The 13,696-nt window shown below is 63.5% G+C and carries 15 protein-coding genes; 9 read left to right on the forward strand and 6 right to left on the reverse strand.

Annotated elements, in window-relative coordinates:
• The first annotated feature begins 9 nt into the window (after positions 1–9).
• Both thrB and rnhA read left to right on the forward strand, forming a co-directional pair.
• Positions 10–981 (forward strand): homoserine kinase, encoded by a 972-nt coding sequence (gene thrB, locus GC121_RS01115; protein ID WP_151972297.1) that lies wholly within the window; start codon positions 10–12, stop codon positions 979–981.
• Positions 978–1,418, forward strand: coding sequence for a ribonuclease HI (gene rnhA / locus GC121_RS01120; protein ID WP_151972299.1), 441 nt, complete (start codon positions 978–980; stop codon positions 1,416–1,418). Before thrB ends, rnhA begins: the two co-directional genes overlap by 4 nt.
• A 75-nt stretch (positions 1,419–1,493) precedes the next feature.
• Here rnhA and GC121_RS01125 read toward each other — a convergent pair whose 3' ends face one another.
• Genes GC121_RS01125 through GC121_RS01135 form a run of 3 tightly spaced genes read right to left on the reverse strand, consistent with a single transcriptional unit; the run spans position 1,494 to position 3,751 of the window.
• A complete protein-coding gene (locus tag GC121_RS01125; RefSeq protein ID WP_151972301.1) occupies positions 1,494–1,670 on the reverse strand; it encodes a YegP family protein in 177 nt (58 codons plus the stop codon).
• Positions 1,671–1,727: 57 nt separating this feature from the next.
• A complete protein-coding gene (locus tag GC121_RS01130; RefSeq protein WP_199857693.1) occupies positions 1,728–2,834 on the reverse strand; it encodes an FAD-binding oxidoreductase in 1,107 nt (368 codons plus the stop codon).
• On the reverse strand, positions 2,834–3,751 hold the full coding sequence (locus GC121_RS01135; RefSeq protein ID WP_234421051.1) for an alpha/beta fold hydrolase: 918 nt from the start codon (positions 3,749–3,751) through the stop codon (positions 2,834–2,836). Before GC121_RS01135 ends, GC121_RS01130 begins: the two co-directional genes overlap by 1 nt.
• A gap of 152 nt (positions 3,752–3,903) precedes the next feature.
• On the opposite strand from GC121_RS01135, the gene GC121_RS01140 reads away from it, so the two are divergent.
• The 7 genes from GC121_RS01140 to GC121_RS01170 all read left to right on the forward strand — a co-directional run bounded on the left by GC121_RS01140 (position 3,904) and on the right by GC121_RS01170 (position 11,249).
• Positions 3,904–4,413 (forward strand): prepilin peptidase, encoded by a 510-nt coding sequence (locus tag GC121_RS01140; RefSeq protein ID WP_151972307.1) that lies wholly within the window; start codon positions 3,904–3,906, stop codon positions 4,411–4,413.
• A 75-nt stretch (positions 4,414–4,488) separates the two neighbouring features.
• Positions 4,489–5,550: a Flp pilus assembly protein CpaB gene (cpaB, locus tag GC121_RS01145; protein ID WP_151972309.1), complete on the forward strand. Its 1,062-nt coding sequence runs from the start codon at positions 4,489–4,491 to the stop codon at positions 5,548–5,550.
• Positions 5,551–5,615: 65 nt separating this feature from the next.
• Positions 5,616–7,166, forward strand: a complete 1,551-nt coding sequence (locus GC121_RS01150; RefSeq protein WP_234421052.1) for a type II and III secretion system protein family protein — start codon at positions 5,616–5,618, stop codon at positions 7,164–7,166.
• Positions 7,167–7,171: 5 nt separating this feature from the next.
• Complete coding sequence (locus tag GC121_RS01155) at positions 7,172–7,834, forward strand: CpaD family pilus assembly protein (RefSeq protein ID WP_339389816.1); 663 nt, start codon at positions 7,172–7,174, stop codon at positions 7,832–7,834.
• A gap of 1 nt (position 7,835) precedes the next feature.
• Positions 7,836–9,134: a pilus assembly protein CpaE gene (locus tag GC121_RS01160; protein WP_151972313.1), complete on the forward strand. Its 1,299-nt coding sequence runs from the start codon at positions 7,836–7,838 to the stop codon at positions 9,132–9,134.
• Between the two features lie 89 nt (positions 9,135–9,223).
• Positions 9,224–10,195, forward strand: a complete 972-nt coding sequence (locus tag GC121_RS01165) for a type II secretion system F family protein (RefSeq protein ID WP_151972315.1) — start codon at positions 9,224–9,226, stop codon at positions 10,193–10,195.
• A gap of 13 nt (positions 10,196–10,208) precedes the next feature.
• Complete coding sequence (locus GC121_RS01170; protein ID WP_151972317.1) at positions 10,209–11,249, forward strand: type II secretion system F family protein; 1,041 nt, start codon at positions 10,209–10,211, stop codon at positions 11,247–11,249.
• Between the two features lie 93 nt (positions 11,250–11,342).
• Here GC121_RS01170 and GC121_RS01175 read toward each other — a convergent pair whose 3' ends face one another.
• From GC121_RS01175 to GC121_RS01185, 3 genes are all read right to left on the reverse strand, one after another.
• A complete protein-coding gene (locus tag GC121_RS01175; protein WP_151972319.1) occupies positions 11,343–11,819 on the reverse strand; it encodes a MarR family winged helix-turn-helix transcriptional regulator in 477 nt (158 codons plus the stop codon).
• A 68-nt stretch (positions 11,820–11,887) separates the two neighbouring features.
• Complete coding sequence (gene mtnP, locus GC121_RS01180) at positions 11,888–12,775, reverse strand: S-methyl-5'-thioadenosine phosphorylase (RefSeq protein WP_151972321.1); 888 nt, start codon at positions 12,773–12,775, stop codon at positions 11,888–11,890.
• Between the two features lie 15 nt (positions 12,776–12,790).
• Entirely contained in the window at positions 12,791–13,576 is a 786-nt protein-coding gene (locus tag GC121_RS01185) for an SDR family NAD(P)-dependent oxidoreductase (protein ID WP_151972323.1), read from the reverse strand.
• Between the last annotated feature and the right edge of the window lie 120 nt (positions 13,577–13,696).

Consider the following 13,696-nt stretch of genomic DNA (forward strand, 5'->3'; position numbering starts at 1 on the left):
GCGGCATCGATGGCCGTTTACACCCAGCTTTCCGCCGAGAGCCTGGCCCAACTGATTGCCTGCTATGACGTGGGCGAGCTCGTTTCGGCCAAGGGCATTGCCGAGGGCGTCTCCAATTCCAACTGGCTGATCGAAACCAGCGGCAGCGCGGCCAATGGCGCGCGCTTTATCCTCACCATGTATGAACGGCGGATCGACATCGGCGAACTGCCCTTCTTCCTCGGCCTGCTCGATCATCTGGCGGCCAAAAGCGCGCCGGTGCCGCGCACGATTCACGACCGCGAAGGCCATGCCTCGCGCAACATTGACGGCAAGGCGGTGGCGCTGATCGAATTTCTCCCCGGCATCTCGGTCGATCATCCGACTGTTGCACAAGCGCAGAGCGTGGGCGTGGCGCTTGCTGAGATGCATCTGGCGGCGCTGGATTATCCCGCCAACCGCGTGAATGATCTTGGCCCCCGAGCCTCGGCGCAGGTGCTGGCAGACTGCGGCGCGGCGGCGCTGGCGGAAATCGATGCGGACTTGCCGGACTCGATAGATATCTCCCGTCAAATTGCGGATGTTTGGCCGGAAACTTTGCCGTGTTCGGTGATCCATTCCGACCTGTTTCCCGACAATGTGCTGATGCGGGGGAACAGGGTGAGCGCGCTTATCGACTTCTATTTCGCCTGCAATGACGCAATGGCCTATGATCTTGCGGTGACCCATGCGGCATGGAGTTTTACCAAGGATGGCAATAGCTTCCGCCCCGAAATCGGACAGGCGCTGATCTCCGGATACCAGTCGGTGCGCCCGCTGCTACAGGCCGAGGCCGAAGCCTTGCCGGTGTTGGCGCAGGGTGCGTGTATGCGCTTTGTCTCCAGCCGCGCGCAGGACTGGATCGATACGCCCGCCGATGCCTTGGTGACGCGCAAGGATCCGATGGATTTTATGCGCCGCTGTGCATTCTACCGGCGCGAAGGAAGGGGTGCCTTCGGGTGAAGCGGGTCGAGATTTTCACCGATGGTGCCTGCAAAGGCAATCCCGGCCCCGGCGGCTGGGGCGCGCTGCTGCGCATGGGTCGGCACGAGAAAGAGCTATCGGGCAACGAGGCGGAAACCACCAACAACCGCATGGAAATGACCGCCGCGATCCGTGCATTGGGCGCGCTGATCGAGCCCTGCGAAGTGACGCTCTATACCGACAGCAAATATCTGATCGATGGCATCACCAAATGGGTGCACGGCTGGAAGAAGAACGGCTGGGTCAATGCCAGCAAGAAGCCGGTGCGCAATGCCGATTTGTGGCATGATCTGATCGAAGTGGCGGGCGGCCACACCATCCATTGGCAATGGGTGAAGGGCCATAGCGGCCACCCCGAAAACGACCGCGTGGACAAGCTCGCCAGCGATGCCGCCGAGGCGGTGGCCGCAAGCTGATACGAACAGCGGTTGACACGAAAAAGGGCCAGTCCTTCGCGGACCGGCCCTTTTGTTTTGCAGAGTTAGGCCTGCTTAGCTCTCATCCACCACATCGGCGCCCGGGCCGTTCTTCTTGATCGATTCGATGGCATTCTTTGCGCTCGCCTTCGAGGCGTAGCCCTCGGTCGAGAACATGATCTCGTCATTATACTTGAAGCGCACGCGAAACTCGCCTGCCTTGTCCTTGTAGATCTGGAAATGGTGAGCCATCGAAAGCGTCCTCCTTGGTGTGGTCTGCGGTTTACATACCAAACATCGCCCGCTTGGCTAGACCATGACGGGGGCAAAGCGGGCGGGGGTGTATAATTTTACATCAAGCTCCGCAGTCATGCCGTGGCGCGGGGTATGGGTGAGCAATTGCGCCGCGAGCCGCGCTGCCGCGGGCGCGGTCTGGATGCCGTAACCGCCTTGCCCCGCGAACCAGAAAAAGCCGGTCACCTCCGCATCATAGCCGTAAACCGGCAGCCGGTCGGGCGCGAAGCTGCGCAGCCCGGCCCATTTGCGCTCCACCGCCGCGATCCGCCAGTCCACCACTTGCTCGAACCGGTCGATGGCGAGAGCGATGTCGAGTTCCTCCGGCGCGGCGTCGCACGGCTCTGACGGGGTCTCGTCATGCGGGCTGAGCCATAGCTTGCCGTGTTCGGGCCGGAAGTAGAACGCGCCCTCCAGATCGATCACCAGTGGCAGTTCGGCGGGCGCGGGCGGATCGGTGCGCAATTGCGCCACGGTGCGACGATAGGGGGTAATGCCTAGCGGCGCGACACCGCAGGCACTCGCCACCGGATCGGCCCACGCGCCTGCTGCGTTGACGACCACATCCGCGCGGACTTCACCCGCCGCACCGAAATGAAGCCGCCATGCGTCGCCCTCGCGCTCCGCCGCTTCGAGCCGGTGCCGCACCCGCAGTTCTGCCCCGCCGCGCTTGGCGAGAGCGAGATAATGCTGGTGCAAGCCGCCCACATCGATGTCGGCGCAATTGGGCTGGAGCAGCGCCTGCGTCCATTCCCCGCGCACGCCAGGGAGCCTTGCTTCGAGCTGCGCCCGGCCCAGCGGCTGGATCGTCACCCCGGCATCGCGGAACTGGTGCATGAAGGCGGCAAGCGCCGCCTCCTGCCCTTCGCGCGCAATATAAAGGCCCGCGCGCGGCGTCAGGAAACCACCATCGCGCAGATAATCGCCCGAAGCGAGCGTCAGCGGCACCACGTCGGGCCCGCCATAACATTCCTCGCGAAAGGCGGCGGAACGGCCGGTGGTGTGGTAGCCGGGCATATCCTCCGCCTCGGCCAGCAGCACGGAAAGATGCGGCGCGATTTCGGCAGCGATACTCGCGCCTGCGATGCCTGCGCCGATTACAACAACGTCAAAGCGGTTCATCAGGCGGGCGCTTCCTTGTCCAGAAAGGCATCGATCGCGGCCAGCGCCCTGTCACGCACCGGATCAGCCTCGCGCAGGATTTCGTGCGCGGACTCGCTCCCGAACACCAGCGAATCGACATTGGGTAGCCGCGCCAGCGCACTGCGGATGGCGGCGGGGCTGACCAGCTTGTCGGCATCGGTCGCGACAATGAAGGTCGGCGTCGCGACGCTTTCCAGCGCGCCGCGTGCGAACATAGCAGTAGAGCTTTGCATCGCGCCGCGCACCCAGCCCCAACTGCCCGGGCCAAGCTCCAGCTCGGGCCGCGTGCGCCGCCACCACAGCTCGTCCTCATACCGCGCCTTGTCGTGGGTCAGCAGCAGCTGGCGCATACTGGGCGTCACACCCGGCTTCTCGCTCATCTTCCATGCCGGACGCTTGGGATCGCCGATCCGCGCCATCACATTAGCGAAACCGCGCTTCAGCGGCATCGGCACAAATTCGGGCGAAACGTCGAGCATCGGGGCCGACAGCACCAGTGCTACGGGCATCGGGTCGAGCACTTTTTCCAGCACCGCGCGCAGGCACAGATGGCCGCCCATCGAATGGCCGACCAGCACCAGCGGGCCCTTTTGGCTGGCCGCCCAGCCACGCCAGTAATCGGCGAGATCGGCAATCCACAGCGCGAAATCATCGATATGGCCGGTACGGTTGTCATTGCCGAGCCGGCCCGAGCCGCCCTGCCCGCGCCAGTCCGCCGCCTGCACTTGCCAACCTTTCAGCCGCCAGTGTTCGAAACTTTCGAGATACTTCTCATAGGCATCACCGCGCCCTGCCATAAACAGCGTCGCCCCGCGCCCCGCGGTCTCCGCAGGCGGCGCAGGCCAGGTGATATGGCGGATCGCGTGTCCGTCTGCCGCGCGCCACGTCCCCTCCACCGCAGCGGCGGGAATAGAACGCCTGTCAAAGGCAGGAACGGCATCGCCGGCGACAAGGCTTGCTGTTTGGCTAATTTCAACCTCCTGCCTGTGGTTACTTTTTAGTAAGTGATACGCGCTAGCACGATGTTCCAGATCACTTTGGGGACATCATGTTGGACGATCCGATCAAATACGGCCTGCTCGGTGCATTGGCAATTGCGCTGCTTATCGCAGCCTTCACCGATCTCAAGAGCCGCCGCATCGCCAACTGGCTAAATCTCGCGATTGCGCTGGGCGCTCCGCTGTACTGGTTTGCCAGCGGCATGAGCATCTGGCCCGACATGGCGATCCAGCTGGGTCTGGGCGTTGCCGCGTTTCTGGGCTTTTCCGCCCTGTTCGCGATGAAGTGGATGGGCGGCGGCGATGTCAAGCTGCTGACCGCTTTGGCGCTCTGGATGACGCCCGCGGTCTATTTGAAACTGCTTATCATGATGGCGCTGCTGGGCGGCGTTCTGACACTGATTTTCGGTGCCTGGAACGTGATGTCGCGCCGCAATGCGAAAAGCAGCGAGAAAAATCCGCTGACGATCCCCTACGGCGTGGCCATCGCGCTCGCCGGTCTGTGGAGCATCGGCAGCTTTTACATCCCTGCTTCTGCCATCGCGGGAGTGACGGGGTGAACCTCATTTTAACCAATGCCGCGCTATCCGGCGCAACCGTTACTGCAAGATCCAACTGAGGGGGCTTGACGCACCATGGATAAGAAGAAGCTCATTTTGCTGGTAGGAGCGCTGGTCATAGCGATCGGCACAGCTCTTGCTGCCCGGAGTATGTTCGCCGGTGCCGCAACGCCCGAGGTTGAAGCCGCTGCGCCGGAGCCGGAAGGCCCCAAGGTGCTGGTAGCTAAGCGCAACCTGCCGGTCGGCACGATCATCACCGCCGATGCCATGGCCTATCAACTGTGGCCCCAGGAATTGGTGCAGGACGCTTACTTCATCGACGGCGAATCCAATATGGAATCGCTGCTCGGTACGGTGGTGCGTCACCCGATCACCGCTGGTGAGCCGGTAACGCAGGGCTCGCTCGTCTCGCCTGGCGACCGCGGCTTCCTTGCCGCTGCGCTTGGGCCGGGTATGCGCGCTGTGACGATCCCCGTTTCCGCCCGTACGGGTGTGGCTGGCTTCATCTTCCCGGGTGACCGGGTGGATATGGTGCTGACGCAGACCGTGGCTGGTGAAGGCGGTGCAGGCGCACCGCTGCAAACCTCGGAAACGATCCTGACCAATCTGCGCGTGCTCGCCACCGACCAGCAGGCTGAAACCACTTCCGATGAAGAAGGCCGCACGGTTGTCCGCGCTTTCAGCACGGTGACGCTCGAAGTAACTCCGCGCATCGCCGAAAAGATCGCCGTGGCGCAGACCATCGGCACGATCAGCCTGTCGCTGCGCTCGATTGCCGACAACCAGACCGAGCTCGACCGCGCCCTTGCTTCGGGTGACATCAACCTGCCCGAAAACGCTTCGCCGGAAGAGGAAGAAGCCCTGCTTCGCAGTGCCGTCGCCCGCCCGGGTGAAGGCGGCACGACTTTCGTGACCGGCGGTGATGTGTCGCGCTTCCAGCGCAGCACGGTGCCGACCGCTCCGGCTGTGCGTGATGCAGCTCCCGCCGCTCCGGTGCAGGTGCAGGTTCAGGGTGGAAATGCGGCACCCGCCGCGCCCGCTGGCCCCACCGTGCGCGTCCGCCGCGGTACGGCCACCACCGTCGAACCCGTCAATCGCGGCGAAGGCCGTCTGCTTGACCGGCAGGGGGGTCGGTAACCGCCATGATCCGCACGCTTAACGTGACACGCCAATCCACCGCCTCCGTTTCGAAAGGCAAGATTATGACCAGCCGTCTTATGAAGACAGTTATGAGCGCCGCTGTGGCACTCGCGCCGCTGGCAATGCTGCCGGCCACGCAGGCCCAGGCCCAGACGATCCGTCCGGCACAGGATCTCGTCCTGTCGATCGGTCGCGGTGAACTGGTGACTGTGCCCGGCAATATGGCCGACATCTTCGTTGCCGATAACACCATCGCCGATGTGCAGGTGCGGTCGGAACGGCAGCTTTATGTCTTCGGCCTCGCCGGGGGTGAGACCACGATTTACGCCAGCAATTCCGCAGGCGATATTATCTGGTCGGCCAATATCCGCGTCGGATCAAACATCGATAGCGTCGACCAGATGCTGTCGCTGGCGATGCCCGAAGCGAATATCTCGGTCTCCACCATGGGCAGCAACACTGTGCTGCTGACCGGCACGGTTGCCGCGCCGGAAGACGCCGCCGAAGCCGAACGGCTGGTGCAGGCCTTCGTGGGCGAGGACGCCAATGTGATTTCCCGCCTGCGCATGGCAACGCCGCTGCAAGTGATGCTGCGTGTCCGCTTTGCCGAAGTCAGCCGCTCGCTGGTGCGCAATATCGGCATGAACCTGTCGACTGTGGACAGCACGGACGGCTTCCGCTTCGGGCTCGGCCAGGGCCGTTCGCCCTTCTCGCAGGTTACCCCGGGCGGCGCACCCGTCGCTGTGGGCGGCAATCTGGAAGGCGAAGGCTACAACATCGTCGACCAGATTTCGCCAGGTTCAACGCTGGCTGCCTTTGGCGAGTTTCTCGGCCTCGATATCGGCTCTGCGCTCGACCTTGGCGAACGCCGCGGGCTGGTGACGACGCTGTCGGAACCGACGCTGGTCGCGTTGTCGGGGGAAACCGCGCAGTTTCATGCCGGTGGCCAGTTCCCGATCCCGCTGAGTCAGGGCTTGGGCACCACCACCGTCCAGTATCGCGATTTCGGGGTCAGCCTGGTTTACACGCCGACCGTGCTTTCGAATGGCCGGATTTCGATCCGCGTGCGTCCGGAAGTCTCCGAGCTGTCAACGCAGGGCGCGGTTGTCCTCAACGGCTTCCAGATCCCGGCGCTGACGATCCGCAGCGCGGAAACTTCGATCGAGCTCGGCTCGGGCGAGAGCTTCATGATCGCGGGTCTGATGCAGAACAGCTCGCAGAGCACGGTCGACCAGATCCCCGGCGTGGGCGATATGCCGATCATCGGCAATCTGTTCCGTTCGACCGAGTTCCGCCGCGGCGAAACCGAGCTGGTGATCGTGGTGACGCCGTATCTGGTGCAGCCGGTCAATGATCGTGACATCCGCCTGCCGACCGATGGCTATGGCGTGCCGGGTGCTGCCGAACAGACCTTGTTCGGCCGCGAAACCAGCAACCAGCCGGGCGAACGCCCGATGCCGCGTCCCGCCAATGGCGGCCCCAATGGCCCCGATCTCAGCCTGATCGACCAGACGGGCACCGCGCTTGCCGGTGGCCAGCAGCCGCAAGGCGCGCCGGCCCAGTCGGCCAGCGCCTCCGCCCTGCCCGGCTTCAGCTTCAACAACGGAGAGTGATCCCCATGATGTATCCTGCAAAACGCATCGCCATGACGGCGCTTGCTCTCTCGCTTGGTGCCGGACTGTCGGCCTGCGGCACGCTGAATGAAGGCCCACAGAACATGACGCTTTACAGCGTCCACCAGCCGGTTGTTGAGCGCCAGAACTTCGCGCTTGATCTCGCCGCCAATGGCGCCGGGCTGAGCGTTCCCGAACAGGCGCGGCTTGCCGACTGGTTCGAGACGCTTGATCTGGGATATGGCGACCGCGTGGCCATCGACGATCCGATGGCGAGCCGCGCAGTGACCGAAGACGTCGCTGCCGTCGCCAGCCGCTTCGGCATTCTGCTGAGCGAAGGCGCGCCGATCACCGAAGGTTATGTCAATCCGGGCAATGTCCGGGTGGTGGTGACGCGGTCCAGCGCGCATGTTCCCGGATGCCCCGACTGGCGCGACCAGTATGGCTTCAACCAGGGCAACCAGACCTCGCCCGGCTATGGTTGCGCCGTGAACAGCAACATGGCCGCCATGATCGCCGATCCCGAGCACCTGCTCAACGGCGCAAGCGGCACCGGCAACACCGTTGTCCAGACGTCCAACCGCGCAATCGGTGCCTATCGTGATGCCGAGCCCACGGGCGCAGGCGGCACCACGCTGCCCGAAGTTACCGGCGGAGGGGGTGAATAAAATGAGCAATTCCTGGAAACCCGGCCCGCTCGGCAACCGCGATCCATTCTCGGCCTATATTTGCGACGATGGCGCGCTCGATGCGCTGCGCCCGGTCGTGATCGAAATGGGCTGGCAGATCGAAAAGTGCAACAAAGGCGGCCTGCGCAACGCGATCCAGTCGCTGTCTATCGCTGCCAGCCCGGCCATCCTGATGGTCGACCTGTCAGAAAGCGGTGACCCGCTCAACGATATCAACGCGCTGGCAGAGGTTTGCGAACCCGGCACGGTGGTGATCGCGGTGGGTCAGGTGAACGATGTGCGCCTCTATCGCGACCTGCTCTCCAGCGGCATCCACGATTACCTGCTGAAGCCGCTATCGGCCAGCCAGCTGCGCGATTCGTTGACGCAGGCGCAGGCCGTTTTCTCCTCGCCCCGCAATGGCGGCGATGGCGATCAGGAACATGAGCACGTCGCCACCGCTGTTGTTGGTACGCGCGGCGGCGTTGGTGCCTCGACGCTGGCAACCTCGCTCGCTTGGCTGTTCTCGATCGAGCACGAACGTTCGACCGCGCTACTCGATCTGGATGTCCATTTCGGCACCGGCGCGCTGTCGCTCGATCTGGAGCCGGGCCGCGGCCTGACCGACGCGATCGACAATCCCAGCCGCATCGACGGCCTGTTTATCGAACGCGCAATGATCCGCGCCAACGATAACCTTGCCATCATGTCGGCCGAGGCTCCGATCAACTCGCCGCTGATGACCGACGGCACGGCCTTCCTGCAACTGGAGGAAGAATTCCGCCAAGCCTTCGACATGACGGTGATCGATCTGCCGCGCAATATGCTGATCAACTTCCCCCACCTGTTGCAGGATGTGAATGTGGTGACGCTGGTGACCGAGCTGACGCTCGCCTCTGCCCGCGATACGATCCGCATCCTATCCTGGCTCAAGCAAAACGCGCCGGGTGCCCACCCGATGATCGTTTGCAACAAGATGCAGACCGGCGCGGCGGAAATCAGCAAGGCCGATTTCGAAGCCTCCATCGAACGCCCGATCAATTTCCAGATTCCGTTCGACCAGAAGGCGGCGGCCAATGCGGCCAAGCTGGGCCAGACCTTCGCCGAAGCCAACAAGGGCAGCCGCGCGGTCGCGCCGATCCGTGAAATCGCCAAGACGATTGTCGGCGTTGCGACAGATGACGGTGCCAGCCTCGAAAACCTCGGCAAGAAGCCCTCGATGCTCAGCGGTTTCGATCTGAAATCGCTGCTCGGCGGCGGGAAGAAGGCCGCAGCAAAAGAAGCGGCTGACGCAGACTAAACGGGTACAGGGGCGGGCCTCCCCCGCCCCTGCCACCGCCCGAACTCGGGCACACGGACTGACACTTTTTAGGTGAGAGAAGAGCGATCATGAACATCATCCAGCTCGTGCTTGTGGCCGGTGGCCTGATGGGTTTGATGATCCTCGGCTATTTGCTGATGAACGGCAAATCGCCTGCCAAGGAAGGCCAGCGCCGGCTTGAATCGCTGCGCCACCGCCATTCCGAAAGCACGATCGACAAGGTCGAAAGCCAGCTGAAAAAGGCCATTGCCGCGCGCAAGCCCAAGCGGTTTGTCGCTGCTGGTTCCGGCTCGCGCATCCAGGCGCTGGCGATTCGATTGAACCGCACCGGCAAGGGCTGGACGGTCAGCAATTACATGTACACATCGGTCGGCATTGCCGTGGGCATCACTGCGCTGCTGTATTTGCAAACCGGCGCGGCGCTGCTGTCGCTCGGCATCGGGCTGCTGATCGGCGCGGGTGTGCCGCACCTTGTGGTGGGCAGCTTCATCAAGCGCCGCACCGCCGCTTTCAACGCGAAATTCCCCGATGCCATCGAATTGCTGGTGCGCGGCTTGCGTTCGGGTCTGCCGGTGGCGGAAACGCTGACCGTTGTCGGGCAGGAAGTCCCCGGCCCCGTGGGTGTCGAATTCCGCCAGGTGGTGGAACGCATCAAGATCGGCCGCACCATGGAAGAATCCTTGCAGGAAACCGCTGACCGGTTGGGCACTGCCGAATTCCAGTTCTTCGTCATTACGCTGGCGATCCAGCGCGAGACGGGCGGCAACCTTGCCGAAACGCTTTCCAACCTGTCCGACGTGCTGCGCAAGCGCGCGCAGATGAAGCTGAAGATCAAGGCGATGAGCTCGGAATCGAAGGCGTCTGCCTACATCGTCGGCGCGCTGCCCTTTATCGTCTTCGGCATGATCTACTGGATCAACCCGAGCTATATCGGCGGCTTCTTCTCCGATGACCGGCTGATCGCCACCGGCCTGTTCGGCCTCGTGTGGATGGCCATCGGCGCGGGCATCATGGCCAAAATGGTCAGCTTCGAAATCTAAGGCGGAGGACGACATGACCCTTTTGAGCTTCGCCCCCGCATCCGGCCCCACCCTACTTGGCGTGGATGTTATTCTGGTCGGCACAATCCTCGCAGGGATTGCCGCTGCGGCCACGATGTTTGCGATCTATGCCGCCGTCACGGTGAAAGACCCGATGGCCAAGCGCGTAAAGGCGCTGAATGATCGCCGTGCCGAGCTGAAAACCGGTATGCTCACCCAGACGTCCAAAAAGCGTCAGAGCCTGGTGCGCAAGACCGATACGACCGAGAAGGTCAAAGACACGCTGCAAGGTATGCGCGTGTTGCAGGAAGACCAGGTGAAAGTCATTCAGCAGAAGCTGGCGCAGGCCGGTTTCCGCAACAAGGAATACGCCGTCGTCATCATCTTCGCGCGCATGATCCTGCCGATTGTGCTCGGCCTGCTTGGCGTGGTGGTATTCTACTGGACGGATACTTTCCCCGAATGGGGCAGCATGAAGCGCTTTGGCGGCTTCGCGGCGATGGTGATTGCCGGATATAAGGGCCCCGAAGTCTATCTGAAGAACATCGCCAACAAGCGCACCAAGGCGATCCAGAAGGGCCTGCCCGACGCGCTCGACCTGCTGGTGATCTGCGCCGAAGCCGGTTTGACGGTGGACGCCGCCTTCAACCGCGTCGCCCGCGAACTGGGCCGCGCTTACCCCGAACTCGGTGACGAATTCGCCCTGACCGCCATCGAGCTCGCCTTCCTCACCGAACGGCGTCAGGCGTTCGAAAACCTTGCCTATCGCGTCGATCTGGATGCGGTGCGCGGGGTGGTGACGACGATGATCCAGACCGAACGCTACGGCACACCGCTCGCTTCCGCGCTGCGTGTGCTTTCGGCCGAATTCCGCAACGAGCGGATGATGCGCGCCGAAGAAAAAGCCGCCCGTCTGCCCGCGATTATGACGGTGCCGCTGATCCTGTTCATTCTGCCGGTGCTGTTCATCGTGATCCTTGGCCCTGCGGCCTGTTCGATCGGCGACGCCTTCTCCGGCGACGGCCCAGGCAGCAACCCGCCGCCACCGAGTTAAACTTTCACCTGGCTTCGGCCAAAAGAAACCCCCGCACAGCCTTGGCCGTTCGGGGGTTTTTTGTTTGCTGAGAGATTGCTTAGCGGATGCCGCCTAACGAATACCGTAGCCGCCGGTAAAGCTGGCCTCGGACAGATCCTCTGCCTGATGCCGGGCTTTCTGCAGAAGCGAGCGGAAGAGGTCGAGCTCCTCGGGTGAAAAGCCCGCAAACAGCTTGCGTTCCATTTCCAGCGCCAGCGGCAGGATTTCGGAATGCATCGCCACGCCGTCCTCGCTCAAGTCGAGCAGGTGCGAGCGGCCATCCTGTTCGTTGGGGCGGCGCTGCGCAAGACCGCGCTCTTCCAGCACCTTGCACGCGCGGTTGACCGCCACCTTGTCCATCAGCGTGCGCTTGGTGAGATCGCGCTGCGTCAGCGCGCCCGCATCGCCAAGCACCGCCATCACCCGCCATTCGGGGATGCTGAGACCCCAGCGTTGGCGGTATTCCATAGCGATCCGTCCGCTCACCGCATTGGAGGCGAGGGACAGCTGATACGGGAGAAAGCGGGCGAGTGTGCTGGTTGGTTGCATAAGCAACAACATTGTTGGCATTTTGCCATTTTGGCAAGGATGTTAATGTTTGCAGCGCCTCCGCCGCATCAATCGTCCTGTTCCGGCACTTGTGCAAGCAGCCGCCCTGCCACCGCGTCGAGCCGCGCGGCAAGTGCGGGATCCCAAGCCTCCTGCGGGGTGATGATCGCGGTGTCGAGCACGGTGTCGATCGGGCTGGCGCTGCGCGTCTTGGGCAGAGCTGCACCAAGCTCTGCAAGCATCGCCCGTGCGTTTTCCGCATTGCCTGCCATCACGCGCAGGATGTCCGCGACATCGACATCGCCGTCCGGTTCGCGCCAGCAGTCATAATCGGTCACCATGCCGACCAGCGCATAGGGCAGCTCGGCCTCGCGTGCGAGCCGGGCTTCGGGCATCGCGGTCATGCCGATCACATCAGCGCCCCATGCGCGGTAGAGCGTGCTTTCCGCGCGGGTGGAGAATTGCGGGCCTTCGATGGCGACATAGGTGCCGCCGTGATGCGTCGTTGCACCGGCATTCTCTGCCGCTTTCGCCGCGAGCCTGGAAAGGCGCGGGCACACCGGATCGGCCAGCGGCACGTGGGCGGTGATGCCTTGGCCGAAGAAGCTGCGCTCGCGCCCCGTGGTGCGGTCGATCAGCTGGTCAACCACCACGAATTGGCCCGGCGCATAGCGTTCCTGCAAGCTGCCGATGGCCGAGATCGCCAGCACATCGGTAACGCCGCAGCGTTTGAGCACATCGATATTGGCGCGGTAATTGACATGGCTCGGCGAAAAGCGGTGCCCCTTTCCGTGTCGCGCGAGGAAGGTGAAGCGCACACCGCCAATGAAGCCGGTGGTCACCGGCCCCGAAGGCGCGCCAAAGGCGCTGCCCACTTCGATTTCCTGCGCATCGGTCAACGCGCCCGGATCATACAGGCCGGAGCCGCCGATTACGCCGATATGCCATTGTGCCATGGGGTTCTCCGTCGCCTACTTGGGAGGCATCCGAATGGCCCCGTCGAGGCGGACGCATTCGCCGTTGAAATAGCCGGTTTCGATCATGAAGCAGGCGAGCGCGGCATATTCGGCCGGGTCGCCCAGCCGTTTGGGGAACGGCACCGCTTCGGCGAGCGCCGCCTGCGCCTTTTCGGGCAGTCCGGCGAGCATCGGCGTGCCGAAAATGCCCGGCAGGATGGCGTTGACGCGAATGCCCTCACCCATCAGATCGCGTGCGAGCGGCAGGGTCATGCCTTTCACCCCCGCTTTGGAGGAGGCGTAGGCGATCTGGCCGATCTGCCCGTCCTCCGCCGCGACCGAGGCGGTGTTGACGATGGCGCCACGCTCGCCATGCGCGCCCACCGGATCGAGCGTCACCATGCCCGCGGCCGATTTGGCGCAGCACAGGAAGGTGCCGATCAGATTGATGCGGATGACCTTTTCGAAGGCGGCGAGCGGCAGGTGGCTGATTTCGCCCGTGTCGCGATCCCGCTTCACCGTTTTTGCGGCGGTGGCGATGCCGGCGCAATTGACCAGCACCCGCTCCTGCCCGTGTGCGGCGCGGGCCTTGGCGAAGCCTGCGTCAACCGAAGCCTCGACGGTCACATCGACCATGCAGGCGATCCCGCCGATCTCCGCAGCGACCTGTTCGGCGCGCCCTGCATTCATGTCGAACAGTGCAACCTTGGCGCCTTTGGCGGCCAACGCGCGGGCGGTGGCCTCACCGAGGCCCGAGGCACCGCCGGTGACGACGGCGGCGATGGTGGAGTCGATAATCATGCCTGTGGCTTGCTCCCATACTGTGTTGGAAGCGTCCTACGCCATGGCGGGGCGCGGTCAAGCGAGCGGCGCGGTGCCCACAGAAGAAAAAGGCCCCGCAGCGCGAACTGCGGGGCCCTT

The organism is Erythrobacter sp. EC-HK427, from assembly GCF_902498745.1.
In the GTDB taxonomy this organism is placed as follows: Bacteria; Pseudomonadota; Alphaproteobacteria; order Sphingomonadales; family Sphingomonadaceae; genus Alteraurantiacibacter.